Below are 16301 nucleotides of genomic sequence, written 5' to 3' on the forward strand. Positions count from 1 at the left end.
GGTTGATTGATAATGTATAACAAATGAAAAGCGCAAATGGTTAATCAAATGCGCTTTATTAACTTTTAGTCAGTTACTTGTTGTCCTTCTATTGATGCATCTTGTGAAACACCTAAATCAACTTTCTTGTCCATCATATCTTCATCTTCTAAATCACGCATTTCGATTTCGTTATCGTGTTCGTCCATAACTTTAACGTCTAGACCTAAACTTTGTAACTCTTTCATTAATACGCGGAATGATTCAGGAACACCTGGTTTAGGGATGTTTTCTCCTTTTACGATAGATTCGTAAGTTTTAACACGACCTACTGTGTCATCAGATTTATAAGTTAAAATCTCTTGTAAAGTATATGCTGCACCGTAAGCTTCAAGTGCCCATACTTCCATCTCACCGAAACGTTGTCCACCAAATTGAGCTTTACCGCCAAGTGGTTGTTGTGTAACAAGTGAGTATGGTCCAGTAGAACGCGCATGTAATTTATCGTCTACCATGTGTGCAAGTTTAAGCATGTACATTACACCTACAGATACACGGTTATCAAACGGTTCACCAGTACGACCATCGTATAGTACAGTTTTACCATCACGAGCCATACCTGCTTCTTCAATAGTTGACCAAACATCATCATCGTTTGCACCATCAAATACTGGTGAAGCAACATGAATACCTAAATTCTTAGCTGCCATTCCAAGATGAAGTTCTAATACTTGTCCGATATTCATACGAGAAGGTACACCTAATGGGTTTAACATGATGTCAATTGGTGTTCCATCTGGTAAGTAAGGCATATCTTCTTCAGGTAAGATACGTGAGATAACACCTTTGTTACCGTGACGACCACACATTTTATCTCCGACATGTATTTTACGTTTTTGAACGATGTATACACGTACTAATTGGTTTACACCTGGAGATAATGAATCATCGCCTTCTTCTCTGTTAAATACTTTAACATCTAATACAATACCACCTGCACCATGAGGTACACGTAATGAAGTATCACGAACTTCACGAGCTTTTTCACCAAAGATTGCATGTAATAATCTTTCTTCAGCTGTTAATTCAGTTACACCTTTAGGCGTTACTTTACCAACTAGGATATCTCCGTCTTTAACTTCAGCACCAACATAAACGATACCACGATCATCTAAGTTCTTAAGCGCGTTGTCAGAAACGTTAGGAATATCACGTGTGATTTCTTCAGGTCCTAATTTAGTGTCACGAGCTTCTGATTCATATTCTTCAACGTGAATTGAAGTATAAACATCATCTTTAACAAGACGTTCACTCATGATTACAGCATCCTCATAGTTATAACCGTCCCAAGTCATGAATCCAACGACTACGTTACGTCCAAGTGCCATTTCACCAAGTTCCATTGAAGGACCATCAGCTAAAATTTCACCTTTAGAAACAATGTCTCCGCTCGCAATGATTGGACGTTGGTTGTAACAAGTACCTGAGTTACTACGTTTGAATTTAGATAATGGGTAACGATCTAATTCTGTTTCGATCTCTTTACCGTTCTCTTCAACAATACGTCTAACAAGGATTTCTTTTGCTTCTACGTGCTCAACTCTACCTTTATACTTAGCAACTACTGCTGCACCTGAATCACGTGCAGTTACGTGTTCCATACCAGTACCAACGAATGGTGCTTCTGGGTTCATTAAAGGTACCGCTTGACGTTGCATGTTCGCACCCATAAGCGCACGGTTAGAGTCATCGTTTTCTAAGAACGGAATACATGCTGTCGCTGCAGAAACAACTTGTTTAGGAGATACATCCATGTAGTCCATACGTTCTTTAGGTTTCGTAGTGTTGTCCCCACGGAAACGACAAAGTACTTCGTCATCTACGAATTTACCTGTTTCATCAAGTACAGAGTTTGCTTGCGCAACTACATAGCTGTCTTCTTCGTCAGCTGTTAAGTAGTCAATTCTGTCAGTAACTTGGTTTGTTTCGATGTTTACCTTACGATAAGGTGTTTCAATGAAACCAAATTCATTAACTCTTGCATAACTTGATAATGAGTTGATTAAACCAATGTTTGGTCCCTCAGGCGTTTCAATTGGACACATACGACCATAGTGAGAGTAGTGAACGTCACGTACTTCCATACCAGCACGCTCACGAGTTAAACCACCCGGTCCTAATGCTGATAGACGACGTTTATGCGTCAACTCTGCTAATGGGTTTGCTTGGTCCATGAATTGAGATAATTGAGAGCTACCAAAGAATTCTTTAATAGATGCAATTACTGGACGAATATTAATTAATTGTTGAGGTGTGATTGAATCAGTGTCTTGAATTGACATACGTTCACGTACAACACGTTCCATACGTGATAAACCAATTCTGAATTGGTTCTGTAGTAATTCTCCTACTGAACGTAGACGACGATTACCTAAATGGTCGATGTCATCTGTGTAACCTACACCATGTAACAAGTTGAAGAAATATGATAGTGAAGAAATAATATCTGCTGGCGTAATACATTTCACTGCTTCATCAGGGAATGCATTACCAATCACTGTTGTCGTACGTTTTTCTTCATCACCAGGAATATAAATTTTAACTGTTTGAACTTCTACTGGCTCATCTAAGACACCACTATTAAGTTCATAAACATGAATATTAGCGTTTGATTCTAAAACATCGATGATTTTATCTAAATTACGACGGTCTAAAACAGTACCTTCTTCTGCCGCAATTTCACCTGTTTCAACATCAACGATAGGTTCAGCTAAAGTTTGGTTGAATAAACGATGTTTAAGATGTAATTTTTTATTCATTTTGTAACGACCTACTGCCGCTAAATCATAACGTTTTGGGTCAAAGAAACGTGAATATAATAGACTTTTAGCGTTCTCTACTGTTGGTGGTTCTCCCGGACGTAAACGCTCATAAATTTCAAGCAATGCTTGGTCTGTTGTTTCAGTATTATCTTTGTCTAATGCATTTCTTAAATACTCATTATCACCAAGTAAATCAATGATTTCTTGATCTGATGAGAATCCTAAAGCACGGATTAATACTGTAATTGGTAATTTACGTGTTCTGTCTATTCTTACGTAAGGAACATCTTTAGCATCTGTTTCATACTCTAACCATGCACCACGGTTAGGAATTACAGTAGTTCCAAAACTCACTTTACCGTTTTTATCAACTTTTTCGTTGAAGTAAACGGATGGTGAACGTACAAGTTGAGATACAATAACACGTTCTGCACCGTTAATTACAAAAGTACCAGTGTCAGTCATTAATGGGAAATCACCCATGAATACTTCTTGATCTTTCACTTCGCCTGTTTCTTTGTTAATTAAACGGACTTTAACGCGTAATGGTGCTGCATATGTTGCATCACGGTTTTTAGATTCTTCTAAATCATACTTTGGTTCACCTAGACGGTAATCTACGAACTCTAAAGAAAGGTTACCTGTAAAATCATCAATTGGAGAAATGTCGCGGAACATTTCTAATAAACCTTCTTTTAGAAACCATTCATATGATTTCGTTTGAATCTCTATTAAGTTAGGTAGTTCTAAAATCTCGGAAATTCTCGCATAACTTCTACGAACACGATGTCTTCCATACTGGATAAGTTGACCTGTCAACAGATTCACCCCTCAAATATTGTGAATATAACTTTGCGCCTTACAAAATAAATATAATAAGACAAAAAGAAAACGGAAAGTCAATGATTCCATTTTCTATTTCGTACGACTTATTCCTAACATTCAATTAAGGGCGACGCAAAAGTACACACTTATTGAATATAATTTTTAACATTCTATTACTATATCAGAACAAAACACCAAAATCAAGCTTTTACACTTTTTAAAATGTAATAACCCTTGCTTTTTTCGATTATTTCTGCATTACCAAAAACATCTTGCATTTTTTTCTTTGCAGAAGGCATACCTTGCTTCTTCTGAATTACAACTAATAGCTGTCCACCACTCGATAATACTTCGATGCTTTGCTCAAGAATTTTATGAACAATTTCCTTCCCTGCTCTAATTGGAGGGTTTGTTAATACAAAATCAAATTCTAAATCTAATACACCATCTAAACAGTTACTTACTTTCAACTGAGCATTTTGAATGTTGTTAGATCGTTGATTATCTTTTGCCAAATCCAATGCACGTTCATTAACATCTACCATTGTCACTTCACTATGCGGAAGTACTTTCGCACACATTAAACCTATTGGACCATAACCACAACCCACATCCAATATTTTCTTTTTAGGACCAGGGGGATTTGCATTTAAGAAAGTTGTTACGAGTAAATCAGACCCAAAGTCTATTTTCCCTTTTGAGAAAACACCATGGTCTGTCTGAAGAGAGAGTTTGTTATCGCGATAAAAATAATCGAAACTTTCTCGTTCCGACTTCACGTTTGGATCGTTATCAAAATAATGACTCATTACGCCACCTCTTTATTGATTAAATGAGTAAATAAAAACCCGTTATCATGATAATAACGGGTTTTTTGATTTAATACAGAGATTATTTTAATTCTACAGATGCGCCAACTTCTTCTAATTTTTCTTTTAAAGCTTCAGCGTCTTCTTTAGATAAACCTTCTTTAACAACTTTAGGAGCGTTGTCTACGATTTCTTTAGCTTCTTTTAAGCCTAAGCCAGTTGCTTCTTTAACCGCTTTAACAACTTTAATTTTTGAATCTCCAGCTGAAGTTAATTCAACGTCGAATTCAGTTTTTTCAGCTGCTGCATCTCCACCAGCTGCGCCAGCTGCTGCTACAGGAGCTGCTGCTGTTACACCAAATTCTTCTTCGATAGCTTTTACTAAGTCATTTAATTCTAATACTGACATTTCTTTAATTGCTTCAATAATTTTTTCATTAGACATGATATATATCCTCCATTAAATAGTTTTATTTGTTGCTGAATTATTCAGCACTTTCTTCTTTTTGTTCTCCAACAGCTTTAACTGCATAAGCAAAGTTACGAACTGGAGCTTGTAATACAGATAGTAACATTGATACAAGACCGTCTTTTGATGGTAATGAACCGATAGTGTTAACTTCTTCTGCAGATACAACTTGTCCTTCGATAACACCTGCTTTGATTTCTAACGCTTCGTTTTCTTTAGCGAAGTCAGCAAGAATTTTAGCTGGTTCAACAACTTCTTCGTTTGAAAAAGCAATTGCGTTAGGACCAGTTAATGTTTCTTCTAAACCTTCGATACCAGCAGCTTCAGCAGCACGACGAACTAAAGTGTTTTTGTAAACTTTATATTCGATACCTGCTTCACGTAATTGTTTACGTAATTCAGTAACTTGCGCAACTGTTAAACCACGGTAGTCAACAATAATTGTTGAAACAGAATTTTTAAGTTGTTCAGTAATTAAATCAACTTTTTGTTGTTTAGCTTCAACGATTTTTGAATTAGACATCTCTACACCTCCATATTAATTGTCCGTGCTTTTATGATGAGGTTTCTCAACAAAAAAGCACTTTTTACCCACGGCAAAAAGTGCTTGAATTTTATACGTTCAAGTCAATTTAAGCCTCGGTAGGATCGCTTTTTAAGTTCAAAATTGAACTCCTACTGTCTTAGGTTAAATATTACACATCCAAAACTATAACGCGTTTTGGAGTTGAAGTCAATATTTTTATATTATAATTTAAAGCTTGAAGTATCAACTTTGATACCAGGACCCATTGTTGTTGTAACAGCAACAGATTTGAAATAAGTACCTTTAGATGATGCTGGTTTAGCTTTAGTTAATGTATCTTGAATTGTTTTGAAGTTATCAACTAATTGTTGCTCGTCAAATGATACTTTACCAATAGATGCATGAACAATACCAGATTTTTCAGCACGGTATTCTACTTTACCTGCTTTAATTTCTTCTACTGCTTTTTTGATATCCATTGTTACTGTACCAGTTTTAGGGTTTGGCATTAAACCTTTAGGTCCTAATACACGACCAAGTTTACCAACTTCACCCATCATGTCAGGTGTTGCAACGATTACATCAAAGTCGAACCAACCTTGGTTGATTTTGTTAATGTATTCTTCACCTACATAATCTGCTCCAGCTTCTTCTGCTTCTTTGATTTTATCGCCTTTAGCGAATACTAATACACGTTGTGTTTTACCAGTACCGTGTGGTAATACTACAGCACCACGGATTTGTTGGTCATTCTTACGTGTATCAATGCCTAAACGAAATGCAACTTCTACAGATGCATCAAAGTTAACAGTACTTGTTTCTTTTGCTAATTTAATCGCTTCTTCAACAGCGTATGTTGCAGTACGATCGATTTTAGCAACTGCTTCTTGATACTTTTTACCTTTTTTAGCCATTTTGTTTTCCTCCTTTAGTGGTTTTAGCGGAATGTTACCTCCCACGTGCATTATCATAAAGACAATGCAATAGCAGACAGCGAAATAGCCGCCTGCTTAAACTTTAAAACTCAATTATTCTACGACAATACCCATGCTGCGTGCAGTACCTTCAACGATACGCATAGCTGCTTCTTCAGATGCCGCGTTTAAGTCAGGCATTTTAGTGTTAGCAATTTCACGTACTTGGTCTTGAGTTACTGTAGCAACTTTAGTTTTGTTAGGTTCACCAGAACCTTTTTCTACTTTAGCTGCTTTTTTAAGTAATACTGCTGCAGGTGGTGTCTTAGTGATGAAAGTAAATGAACGATCTTCAAATACTGTAATTTCAACTGGAATGATTAAACCTGCTTGCTCTTGTGTACGAGCGTTGAATTCTTTACAGAATCCCATAATATTCACACCGGCTTGACCTAATGCAGGACCAACTGGTGGTGCTGGGTTTGCTTTACCTGCAGGAATTTGCAATTTAACAACTTTAACTACTTTTTTAGCCACGATGTGCACCTCCTTGATATCGTGATGTGGTCATGGGGTAATGATATTTTACCCTCCCACTCTTCATTTCGTGACGAAATGGTTGCGCATAGTCCGAGCGCGACCTTTAAATAATAACATTGAAATTATGAAATTTCAAGTGTTTTTTTACAACTTTTCAATTTGATCGAATTCAACTTCGACTGGTGTTTCTCTGCCGAACATATCAACAAGTACTGTTAATTTGTACTTCTCAACATCGATTTCTTTGATTTCACCAACTTGGTTACTAAATGGTCCACTTGTTACGCGAACTTGTTCACCTAATTCAACTTCTACGTCGACAGTTTTTTCTACCATACCCATTTGTTTAAGGATGAATTTCGCTTCCTCAGGTAATAATGGATTTGGTTTAGATCCTGCACCTGCAGAACCAACGAAGCCTGTAACACCAGGTGTATTTCTTACGACATACCATGATTCATCAGTCATAATTAACTCAACTAATACATATCCAGGGAAAGTCTTCTTGATTTGTGTCTTCGCTTTACCATCTTTAATAGATGTTTCTTCCTCTTCAGGAATCACAACTCTAAAAATTTGTTCTTGCATGTTCATTGTATCAACACGCTTTTCTAGGTTTGTTTTGACTTTATTTTCATAACCTGAATAAGTGTGCACTGCATACCATCGTTTAGCGCCTATCTCTTCTGACATTTTGCCACTCCTTACTATCTAATCAAATTAATTAATTCTGTAATTCCTAAATCTAATGCATAGAAAAAGATTAAGAAAAAGATTACTGTACACACTACTATTGTTGTATATTTAACAAGTTCTTTGCCAGTTGGCCAACTTGTTTTCTGCATTTCTGATTTTACGCCTTGAAAGAAGTTTTCTTTTTTAGCCATTGATTTTCCTCCTTTTAGATGGATTCTTTATGCAATGTATGCGTATTACAAGTTTTACAAAACTTTTTTAGCTCTAATCGTTGATCTGTATCTTTTTTAGGGACTGTATAATTTCTAGCTCCGCATTTCTCGCAATTTAAAGGGACTTTTCTCATATTATCACCTAATTCATTCTAATCCTAGATTAATATACAAAACAAATCACCTAATTGTCAAACAAAGCTGAAGTAATTTCAGCCTTGTTCAGTTTCTTTTTTAATCTGTATTGTGCGTTGTATATATGTTTCACTGGTAAATCTAGTTCATTTGATATTTCTTTTTTTGTTTTTCCTTGTGCCGTTAATTTTAGAATGTCCGTTTCTATAGGTGATAGTTTATTTGAATCCATCAAATAGGATAGTGAACACTCCGTTAACATTTCATTTTCAAAATCCTGACCATGACCATCTCTAAGACACTCTATTAAATTAATCGAATCACTTTTTGTTTCGTCAATACTTAATGAATCTTTTAATATTTGATACTTTGTACTTTTAACTTTTCTTATATAATCAATTTTAGCATTTTTAATAATGACATTCACACAATGTATAAAGGACTCCTGCTTGTCACAATCAAATGTGAGTGCTTGCTTATACAATTTATATCTTATAATTTGTGCGATGTCCTCTTTATCATTATAAGGTAGTCTCAATGTGCCTACCCGCTTCTGAATGTCACTTTCGAAAACATTTAATAATTGATTAAACGCTTCTTTGTCACCGTTTTGAATATCAGCAATCCATTTTAACAACTGATTATCAGTATTCATGTCATTCATCATGCTCATCCCTTGTTGTTGTTTTGAGCATATTTTACAGAGCGACTTCCTTATAAATCAAACTTCAAAAAATCATTTTTATCGATTATTTCTTCTCCATTTTTCAAATTGCTGTAATACTTCATCTGGCAAGTTCAATCTATTCCTAGGCGTCTTAGTTTTAATTTCTGATAGATGCTTTGTAACTACAGATTCTTGATTTGCAATTGTTGACCACATTTCTCTTGATGAGATTCTATACGCACCTGAACCAAAAATAGCATGTTGTTCACTCATATCACTTGTGACTACTGTAATATGCGTAATATGTTTTCTATATAATTCATACGTTAGTCTTTCGATATAACTATCTGCTGTTTCTTTTCCTTTCGTATAAACAACTTTCACACCGTGCTTAAATTCTACTGATTCAGTACCTTCTACACCATATGCATCAAAAACAACAATCATTTCACCATCATGCTGGGTATTATAATTGATAAGTGTGATTAACAATTTATCTCTCGCTTCTTCTAAAGAAACTTGAGCAATGGAAGACAATTCGCTTGATTGTCCTATTAAGTTATAGCCATCAATAATTAAATAGATATCTTTCATTATGATTGTCCTATTGGATGCCTTTTTCTATAAACTTCATACATAAGCAGACTTGCTGCAACAGAAGCATTTAAGCTATTAACGTGTCCAACCATTGGTAATTTAATATAAAAATCACACTTATTTTTCACTAATCGACTCATACCTTCGCCTTCACTGCCTATAACGATAACAAGTGGCATTCCAGCATCCATTTGTCTATAATCAGTCGCATTCTTTGCATCTGTACCTGCGACCCAATATCCTACTTCTTGAAGTCTTTCAATTGTTTGCGGTAAATTCGTCACGCGAATAACTGGAACATGTTGAATGGCACCTGTTGAAGCTTTTGCTACTGTTGCATTTAACTGCACAGATCTTCTCTTCGGAATAATAATGCCATCAATACCTATTGCATCAGCTGTTCTCATAATAGAACCTAAATTATGCGGATCTTCTAAACCATCTAACATCAATAAGCAAGGTACATGGTCAATATCTTTAGTTTCTGAAATGAAATCTTCTAATTCTTTATATGGATATGGTGCAATTTGAGCAGCGATACCTTGATGTGGAACATCAGTTAAATAATCAATTTTTGATTTAGGTACAGTTTGGACGACTATTTTTTCAGATTTTGCAATTTTTAAAATTTCACCAATTTGTTTCTTATTGATACCTTCTTGAATCAATATTTTATTAATCGTATGTCCTGAAGTTATCGCTTCTTTGACTGCATGCCTACCAACTATAATCGATTCATCCATTGGCTCCCACCCTTTCTTCTGTTATTTCAATCATTTTATTAACGAGTTCTTCCAAGCGTTCTGTTTCATCTATTAAGAATAAATAACCGATGACCGCTTCGATTGCTGAACTTTTTCTATACGTTTGTATATCCGTATTCTTCGCTTTCGTATAACTTTTTGCGTTACGACCTCGTTGTATAATTTCTAATTCTTCTTCTGTAAAAAATTCATTTTCCATCAAAATATTAAGTGCATAAGCTTGTCCCTTTGCAGAAACATATTGTTTAGACAATTGATGTAATCGATTAGGTTTCCCTTTTATTTTAAGGATAATATGCTTTCTGACATACGTATCTAATATCGAATCACCCATGTAAGCTAAGGATAACGGATTTAACATTTTAATTGTTAATTTATCCACGTCTAAACCTCACACCTTGAGCTGTGTCTTCAAGAATAATATTTTGTTCTTTTAGTGCGTCTCTAATTTCGTCCGCTCTTTGGAAGTTCTTAGCTTTTCTTGCTTCATTACGTTCTTCAATTAATGCTTCAATTTCTTCATCAAGCAATTCATTTTGTTTTTTACCTACTAATGGTACACCAAGAACTTCACTAAAGATTTCATACACTTCTTTGAAACGATTAATTGTTTTTGTAGAAGTTGTATTTTCAAGTAAATATTTATTAGCTAATTTATTCAAGTCATACCATGCAGTCATTGCATTAGCTGTATTGAAATCATCATCCATAGATGTTTCAAAGTCTTTTAATATTTCATTAATACGTTCGATATGTTGTTCTGTTTCATCTTCTTCTAATACAGCATGTTGTGCTCTATCAACTAATGATTGATAACTGTTTCTTATTCTTTCTAAACCTCTACTAGCTGCTTGTACAAGTTCTAAATCATAGTTAATTGGATTTCTATAATGCGCACCTACCATAAAGAATCTTAATACATCAGGGTCAATTTCTTTTATAATGTCATGAACTAAAATAAAGTTACCTAATGATTTACTCATTTTTTCATTGTTAATATTTACAAAGCCGTTGTGCATCCAATAATTCGCGAATGTCTTATCATTGTGTGCTTCTGATTGGGCAATTTCATTTTCGTGGTGAGGGAATTGTAAGTCTGTTCCTCCAGCATGGATATCAATCGTATCGCCTAAATGTACTTGTGCCATTACAGAACATTCGATGTGCCAACCCGGTCTACCTTCACCCCATGGGCTATCCCATTTAATTTCGCCTGGTTTAGCTTTTTTCCATAAAGTGAAGTCTAGCGCATCTTCTTTTTGTTCACCAGATTCTATTCTAGCGCCAACTTTTAAGTCATCTAATGATTGATGGCTCAACTTACCATAATCATCAAAACGTCTTGTACGATAATATACGTCACCACCACTTTCATATGCATAGCCTTTTTCGACTAATACAGCTATAAACGCAATAATATCGTCCATGTGATCCATTACTCTTGGGTTCGCTGTTCCACGTTTACAATTTAAAGCACCTGTATCTTCGTAGAATGCTTCAATAAAACGATCCGCAATTTCCGGAACCGTTTCACCTAATTCATTAGCAGCTTTGATTAATTTGTCATCAACATCTGTAAAATTAGATACATATTGTACATCGTAGCCACGGTATTCTAAATATCTTCTTACGACATCAAATGCTACTGTTGCTCTTGCATTACCAATATGAATGTAGTTGTAAACTGTCGGTCCACATACATACATTTTTACTTTTCCTTCTTCGATAGGAATAAATTCTTCTTTTTGTCTTGTTAACGTATTATATAACGTAATCATCAACAATCTCTCCATTCTTCGTCTTTTCAAGTTGACGTTCTAATTCTTTTAATTGTTCATATATTGGGTCTGGTAAATTTGTATGATTAAAGTTCTTACCAATTTTCAATCCATCTTGTTTCACAATTCTACCTGGAATACCAACTACTGTAGAATAATCTGGTACATCTTTGAGAACGACTGAGTTCGCGCCAATATTCACATTGTTGCCGACTTCAATATTACCTAATACTTTTGCACCAGCAGCTATCAGTACATTATCACCTATATCTGGATGTCTTTTTCCACGTTCTTTACCTGTCCCACCAAGTGTTACACCTTGGTAGATTGTTACATTATTGCCGATACGACATGTTTCACCTATTACAATACCCATGCCATGGTCGATGAATAACCTCTTGCCGATTGTAGCACCTGGATGAATTTCAACTCCTGTGAAAAATCGAGCAATTTGAGATATAGACCTTGCTATAAAGTACATTTTTTTCTTAAAGAACCAATTAGCGATCAAATAACTCCATATAGCATGTAGTCCTGAGTAAGTCATAACGACTTCAAATGAAGATCTTGCTGCAGGGTCTTGATCGAAAACCATTTGAATATCATCTTTGACTCGTTTAAACATTTAAATCCCCCCTCAGATAACAAAAAGGCGCCCCTAACAATAATTGCTAGAGGTGCCTTTTTGCACGGTTCCACTCTTTTTAGCATTAAAAAATGCTCACTCTTTTAAATATTAACATCATCATATTTGTAATAAAGGTGCATTCGCTTAAGTAATGTGGCACATTTTCAGCAACCATGTACTCTCTAATTTCACATTAACTAATCTACTTGTCCTTTAAGTCATTTATATAATAATTTCTCGTTCTAAAAAAATCAAACAAAACGTTTTAATCTGTTAAGTACTTTATCTCGACCTAATAACGCAATTGTATTCGGTAATTCAGGGCCATGAGTTTGACCTGAAACAGCAACACGTATAGGCATAAATAATTGTTTACCTTTGATGCCTGTTTCTTTTTGAACAGCTTTAATTGATTTTTTAATTTCTGCTGGTTCAAACGGCTCTAAAGTTTCAAGTTGTTTCCCAAGTTCAGCCATAACAGTTGGAACTTGTTCACCATCTAAGACTTCTTGTGCTTCGTCACTGAAATCAAGATGTTCTCTGAAGAATAACTCAGATAAAGGAACAATTTCTCCTGCATAACTCATTTGTTGTTGATATAAACCTACTAAGTCTCTTGCCCAAGATAATTCAGCTTCAGATGGACTTTCAGGTAATAAACCTGCTTTAACCATATGAGGAATTGTCATTTCAAAGACTGTTTCAGAATCTTTTTCTTTCATGTATTGGTTATTAATCCATTCTAATTTTTTCTTATCAAAGAATGCTGGTGATTTAGAAAGACGTTTTTCATCGAAGATTTTAATAAATTCTTCTTTAGAGAAGATTTCTTCTTCGCCTTCAGGAGACCATCCTAATAAACCAATAAAGTTAAAGATTGCTTCAGGTAAATAACCTAAATCTTTATATTGTTCGATGAACTGTAGAATTTGACCATCACGTTTACTTAATTTTTTACGCTCTTCATTGACGATTAATGTCATATGCGCAAATTGTGGAGGCTCGAATCCAAACGCTTCATAAATCATAAGTTGCTTAGGTGTGTTTGAAATATGATCATCACCACGAATAACGTGTGAAATTTCCATGTAGTAATCATCAATCGCAACTGCAAAGTTATAAGTTGGGATACCATCTTTTTTAACGATTACCCAGTCACCGATACCATTTGAATCAAATGATACTTCACCTTTAACGATATCATCGAATTTATATTCTTTATTTTGTGGCACTCTAAAGCGAATACTTGGTTGTCTACCTTCTGCTTCAAATGCTTCTTGTTCTTCTTTTGTTAAGTGTGCGTGTTTACCACCATAACGAGGCATTTCACCTCTTGCAATTTGCTCTTCGCGTTCTGCTTCTAATTCTTCTGAAGTCATATAACATTTATATGCTTTATCTTCAGCTAATAATTTTTCAATTAATGGCTTATAAATGTCGCCACGTTCAGATTGACGATATGGACCGTATCCTCCGTCTTTATTAACAGACTCATCCCAATCTAAACCTAACCATTCAAGGTTAGAAAATTGTGATGCTTCTCCGTCTTCTAAATTTCTGGCTATATCTGTATCTTCAATACGTATAACAAAGTCCCCATTATAATGTTTCGCAAATAAATAGTTAAATAATGCGGTTCTTGCGTTACCGATGTGTAAGTAACCAGTCGGACTTGGCGCGTATCTTACTCTTACTTTGTTACTCATCGTCTCACTCCTGTTTTATTCTTTACTTGTTAATAATACCACAGCTTGTGCTTGTATGCCTTCTTCTCTTCCTAGAAATCCTAATTTTTCATTCGTTGTTGCTTTTACATTTATATCTTCAATAGACACGTCTAATACTGAAGCAATTGCACTTCGCATTTGATCTATATAAGGCCTGAATTTAGGTTGTTCCGCTACAATTGTAGCATCTACATTCCCAAGTTTATATCCTTTTTTCAAAACTTGTTCATAAGATTCTTTAAGCAATAACTTTGAATCTGCATCTTTAAAAGCTGGATCTGTATCTGGGAATAGCTTTCCTATATCTCCTAGACTTGCAGCACCTAGAATAGCATCCGTAATTGCATGGAGCAACACATCTGCATCACTGTGACCTTTCAAACCATGTGTATGTTCAATCTCAAGACCACCAATGATCAATGGTCTTGTTGGATCAAATTCATGCACATCATAACCGTAACCTATTCTAAACATCGCAAATACCTCGCTTCTCTAGTATAGAATGTGCAATGATTAAATCTTCGTGTGTTGTAATTTTGATGTTGTCGTAATCACCATTTGATATATGTACTTGATACCCTGCTCTCTCTACTAACGAAGCATCATCCGTACCTAAGTAATTTTGTGTTTCTGCTTGTTCATAAGCTTCTAAAATTATGTTTCTTTTGAACGCTTGAGGTGTTTGAACTTGCCACATTGTTGAGCGATCGTAAGTTTGTTCAACAACACCATCGATCACTTGCTTGATTGTATCCTTAGCTTGAACTGCTAAAATCACTGCATCTTTTGTTAAGGCATCTTGATATAATTGATTGATTTTTTCTTGTGTAATAAATGGTCTTGCACCATCATGAACCATCACAACTTCAGTATCAATCAATACTTTCAAGACTTCATTAATGCTATGTTGTCTTTCTTGACCACCTGGAATAACACCAGCAACTTTACTAAAGTCCTTTAAATGGTCTTCCATTAATTCAACTTCGTCTGGATGTGCAGCAATAAAAATCTGTTCACATGAATCTATTTCTTGAAACACGGCAACAGTTTGACGAATAATTGTTTCACCGTTAATTTCTAGAAATAATTTGTTGATTTCAGTTCCCATCCTTTTACCTTGTCCAGCTGCAGGAATAATTGTCGTAAACCCCAATTTATGACACCTTCTTCGCAAATATAATTCTACCAGAGGAAGTTTGTAGTAAGCTCATCACTTCAACAGGAATTGTCTTTCCTATATATTCTCGTCCTTTTTCAATGACGACCATTGTACCATCATCAAGATAACCAACTCCTTGATCATCTTCTTTACCTATTTTCGTAATTAATAAATCGAAAATATCCCCTTGGTGTAGTACTGGTTTAATCGCTTCTGATAAATCATTTACATTTAGAACTTTTATACCTTGAACTGCACATACTTTATTCAAATTATAATCTGTTGTAATGATACTTGCTTGATATCGCTTAGCTAAATTGATTAAGAGGGCATCTACATCTTTATGTGTAGACGTTGGTTCAATAATTGAAATCGAGAAATCCGTTTTCTTCAATTCATTTAATATATCTAACCCACGTTGTCCTTTATCGCGTTTAACACTGTCTTTAGCATCCGCAATGACTTGTAACTCTTCAATAACGCCTTGAGGTACGAGGATTTCTCCATCTATAAAATGACACTTCACGACATCTAATATTCTCCCGTCAATAATAGCACTTGTATCTAAAATTTTGGCGTATTTTGAAGTTGTTTGTCTTGTTAAAGAATTTGATATACTTTCTGGAAATAATCGTAAAATTTCTTCTCGTTTTTGCAAACCAATCTGAAAGCCTAGATAACATAAAAAAGCAGCAATAATAATAGGTAAAATATGTTTCAGAACTGGTGCACCGATCATTTCTAATATAAACGAAACCATAACCGCGATCATTAAGCCTATCATGACACCAACTGTGGCGAAGAATATTTCAAGAATACTCCTTTTTAATAAATATTTTTCTCCTTGATCAGCCATGTCTACAATCTTATCAATCAAAAAACCAAACAATAGGAAAATAACAACCGCACCTATAAGACCATCGATATATGGATTTGTCAGTACTTGTTCGGGTTGGATACTAAACGCATTAATCAGTTCTGGAATCACCATAATGCCTAGTGAGGAACCTATGACTAAATAACACAGTATGATTAGTCCTTTTAAAATTTTCAT

Annotated in this window: 19 protein-coding genes and 1 other annotated feature; all 19 genes read right to left on the minus strand. The window is 35.0% G+C overall.

What is annotated here, in order from left to right; genetic code table 11:
* Positions 1-65: 65 nt before the first annotated feature.
* Positions 66-3620: a DNA-directed RNA polymerase subunit beta gene (rpoB, locus tag LQ679_RS13645; protein ID WP_037589920.1), complete on the minus strand. Its 3555-nt coding sequence runs from the start codon at positions 3618-3620 to the stop codon at positions 66-68.
* A gap of 206 nt (positions 3621-3826) precedes the next feature.
* Positions 3827-4435 carry a class I SAM-dependent methyltransferase gene (locus tag LQ679_RS13650; RefSeq protein WP_239749029.1) on the minus strand — a complete coding sequence of 203 codons (609 nt, stop codon included), beginning with the start codon at positions 4433-4435 and terminating at the stop codon, positions 3827-3829.
* Between the two features lie 82 nt (positions 4436-4517).
* Positions 4518-4880 (minus strand): 50S ribosomal protein L7/L12, encoded by a 363-nt coding sequence (gene rplL / locus LQ679_RS13655; RefSeq protein WP_153653597.1) that lies wholly within the window; start codon positions 4878-4880, stop codon positions 4518-4520.
* Positions 4881-4920: 40 nt separating this feature from the next.
* Positions 4921-5427, minus strand: a complete 507-nt coding sequence (rplJ, locus tag LQ679_RS13660) for a 50S ribosomal protein L10 (protein WP_025904860.1) — start codon at positions 5425-5427, stop codon at positions 4921-4923.
* A gap of 42 nt (positions 5428-5469) precedes the next feature.
* Positions 5470-5610: a sequence feature (ribosomal protein L10 leader region), on the minus strand.
* A gap of 41 nt (positions 5611-5651) precedes the next feature.
* Positions 5652-6344 (minus strand): 50S ribosomal protein L1, encoded by a 693-nt coding sequence (gene rplA / locus LQ679_RS13665; protein ID WP_037589918.1) that lies wholly within the window; start codon positions 6342-6344, stop codon positions 5652-5654.
* A gap of 114 nt (positions 6345-6458) precedes the next feature.
* On the minus strand, positions 6459-6881 hold the full coding sequence (gene rplK / locus LQ679_RS13670; RefSeq protein WP_025904858.1) for a 50S ribosomal protein L11: 423 nt from the start codon (positions 6879-6881) through the stop codon (positions 6459-6461).
* Positions 6882-7028: 147 nt separating this feature from the next.
* On the minus strand, positions 7029-7577 hold the full coding sequence (gene nusG / locus LQ679_RS13675) for a transcription termination/antitermination protein NusG (RefSeq protein WP_025904857.1): 549 nt from the start codon (positions 7575-7577) through the stop codon (positions 7029-7031).
* A 14-nt stretch (positions 7578-7591) separates the two neighbouring features.
* The gene (gene secE, locus LQ679_RS13680; RefSeq protein ID WP_025904856.1) at positions 7592-7771 is read right to left on the minus strand and encodes a preprotein translocase subunit SecE; all 180 of its coding nucleotides are present in this window, start codon (positions 7769-7771) and stop codon (positions 7592-7594) included.
* A gap of 14 nt (positions 7772-7785) precedes the next feature.
* On the minus strand, positions 7786-7926 hold the full coding sequence (gene rpmG / locus LQ679_RS13685) for a 50S ribosomal protein L33 (RefSeq protein ID WP_075577615.1): 141 nt from the start codon (positions 7924-7926) through the stop codon (positions 7786-7788).
* A 50-nt stretch (positions 7927-7976) separates the two neighbouring features.
* Positions 7977-8591 carry a LuxR C-terminal-related transcriptional regulator gene (locus LQ679_RS13690; RefSeq protein ID WP_239763343.1) on the minus strand — a complete coding sequence of 205 codons (615 nt, stop codon included), beginning with the start codon at positions 8589-8591 and terminating at the stop codon, positions 7977-7979.
* A gap of 78 nt (positions 8592-8669) precedes the next feature.
* A complete protein-coding gene (locus LQ679_RS13695) occupies positions 8670-9188 on the minus strand; it encodes an NYN domain-containing protein (protein WP_037589915.1) in 519 nt (172 codons plus the stop codon).
* Positions 9188-9934, minus strand: a complete 747-nt coding sequence (gene rlmB, locus LQ679_RS13700) for a 23S rRNA (guanosine(2251)-2'-O)-methyltransferase RlmB (RefSeq protein ID WP_239763350.1) — start codon at positions 9932-9934, stop codon at positions 9188-9190. Before rlmB ends, LQ679_RS13695 begins: the two co-directional genes overlap by 1 nt.
* Positions 9927-10316 carry a Mini-ribonuclease 3 gene (locus LQ679_RS13705; protein WP_037589958.1) on the minus strand — a complete coding sequence of 130 codons (390 nt, stop codon included), beginning with the start codon at positions 10314-10316 and terminating at the stop codon, positions 9927-9929. The genes rlmB and LQ679_RS13705 overlap by 8 nt, the downstream gene beginning before the upstream one ends.
* A gap of 13 nt (positions 10317-10329) precedes the next feature.
* Positions 10330-11733 (minus strand): cysteine--tRNA ligase, encoded by a 1404-nt coding sequence (cysS, locus tag LQ679_RS13710; protein WP_037589914.1) that lies wholly within the window; start codon positions 11731-11733, stop codon positions 10330-10332.
* Positions 11717-12358 (minus strand): serine O-acetyltransferase, encoded by a 642-nt coding sequence (gene cysE, locus LQ679_RS13715; RefSeq protein ID WP_025904850.1) that lies wholly within the window; start codon positions 12356-12358, stop codon positions 11717-11719. Before cysE ends, cysS begins: the two co-directional genes overlap by 17 nt.
* Positions 12359-12612: 254 nt before the next feature.
* Complete coding sequence (gene gltX / locus LQ679_RS13720; RefSeq protein WP_239763353.1) at positions 12613-14067, minus strand: glutamate--tRNA ligase; 1455 nt, start codon at positions 14065-14067, stop codon at positions 12613-12615.
* A 15-nt stretch (positions 14068-14082) separates the two neighbouring features.
* A complete protein-coding gene (gene ispF, locus LQ679_RS13725; RefSeq protein ID WP_103360793.1) occupies positions 14083-14562 on the minus strand; it encodes a 2-C-methyl-D-erythritol 2,4-cyclodiphosphate synthase in 480 nt (159 codons plus the stop codon).
* Complete coding sequence (gene ispD / locus LQ679_RS13730; protein WP_239763355.1) at positions 14555-15241, minus strand: 2-C-methyl-D-erythritol 4-phosphate cytidylyltransferase; 687 nt, start codon at positions 15239-15241, stop codon at positions 14555-14557. Before ispD ends, ispF begins: the two co-directional genes overlap by 8 nt.
* 1 nt (position 15242) lies before the next feature.
* Complete coding sequence (locus LQ679_RS13735) at positions 15243-16301, minus strand: PIN/TRAM domain-containing protein (protein WP_037589912.1); 1059 nt, start codon at positions 16299-16301, stop codon at positions 15243-15245.

It is taken from the genome of Mammaliicoccus sp. I-M35 (assembly GCF_022386455.1).
GTDB classification, from domain to species: domain Bacteria; phylum Bacillota; class Bacilli; order Staphylococcales; family Staphylococcaceae; genus Mammaliicoccus; species Mammaliicoccus sciuri_A.

What these genes read in the sequence shown, in the direction of transcription:
- LQ679_RS13650 (WP_239749029.1), bottom strand. Translation starts at nt 4,435, where the DNA reads ATGAGTCATTATTTTGATAACGATCCAAACGTGAAGTCGGAACGAGAA.
- rplL (WP_153653597.1), bottom strand. Translation starts at nt 4,880, where the DNA reads ATGTCTAATGAAAAAATTATTGAAGCAATTAAAGAAATGTCAGTATTA.
- rplJ (WP_025904860.1), bottom strand. Translation starts at nt 5,427, where the DNA reads ATGTCTAATTCAAAAATCGTTGAAGCTAAACAACAAAAAGTTGATTTA.
- rplA (WP_037589918.1), bottom strand. Translation starts at nt 6,344, where the DNA reads ATGGCTAAAAAAGGTAAAAAGTATCAAGAAGCAGTTGCTAAAATCGAT.
- nusG (WP_025904857.1), bottom strand. Translation starts at nt 7,577, where the DNA reads ATGTCAGAAGAGATAGGCGCTAAACGATGGTATGCAGTGCACACTTAT.
- secE (WP_025904856.1), bottom strand. Translation starts at nt 7,771, where the DNA reads ATGGCTAAAAAAGAAAACTTCTTTCAAGGCGTAAAATCAGAAATGCAG.
- rpmG (WP_075577615.1), bottom strand. Translation starts at nt 7,926, where the DNA reads ATGAGAAAAGTCCCTTTAAATTGCGAGAAATGCGGAGCTAGAAATTAT.
- LQ679_RS13690 (WP_239763343.1), bottom strand. Translation starts at nt 8,591, where the DNA reads ATGAATGACATGAATACTGATAATCAGTTGTTAAAATGGATTGCTGAT.
- LQ679_RS13695 (WP_037589915.1), bottom strand. Translation starts at nt 9,188, where the DNA reads ATGAAAGATATCTATTTAATTATTGATGGCTATAACTTAATAGGACAA.
- rlmB (WP_239763350.1), bottom strand. Translation starts at nt 9,934, where the DNA reads ATGGATGAATCGATTATAGTTGGTAGGCATGCAGTCAAAGAAGCGATA.
- LQ679_RS13705 (WP_037589958.1), bottom strand. Translation starts at nt 10,316, where the DNA reads ATGTTAAATCCGTTATCCTTAGCTTACATGGGTGATTCGATATTAGAT.
- cysS (WP_037589914.1), bottom strand. Translation starts at nt 11,733, where the DNA reads ATGATTACGTTATATAATACGTTAACAAGACAAAAAGAAGAATTTATT.
- cysE (WP_025904850.1), bottom strand. Translation starts at nt 12,358, where the DNA reads ATGTTTAAACGAGTCAAAGATGATATTCAAATGGTTTTCGATCAAGAC.
- gltX (WP_239763353.1), bottom strand. Translation starts at nt 14,067, where the DNA reads ATGAGTAACAAAGTAAGAGTAAGATACGCGCCAAGTCCGACTGGTTAC.
- ispF (WP_103360793.1), bottom strand. Translation starts at nt 14,562, where the DNA reads ATGTTTAGAATAGGTTACGGTTATGATGTGCATGAATTTGATCCAACA.
- LQ679_RS13735 (WP_037589912.1), bottom strand. Translation starts at nt 16,301, where the DNA reads ATGAAAATTTTAAAAGGACTAATCATACTGTGTTATTTAGTCATAGGT.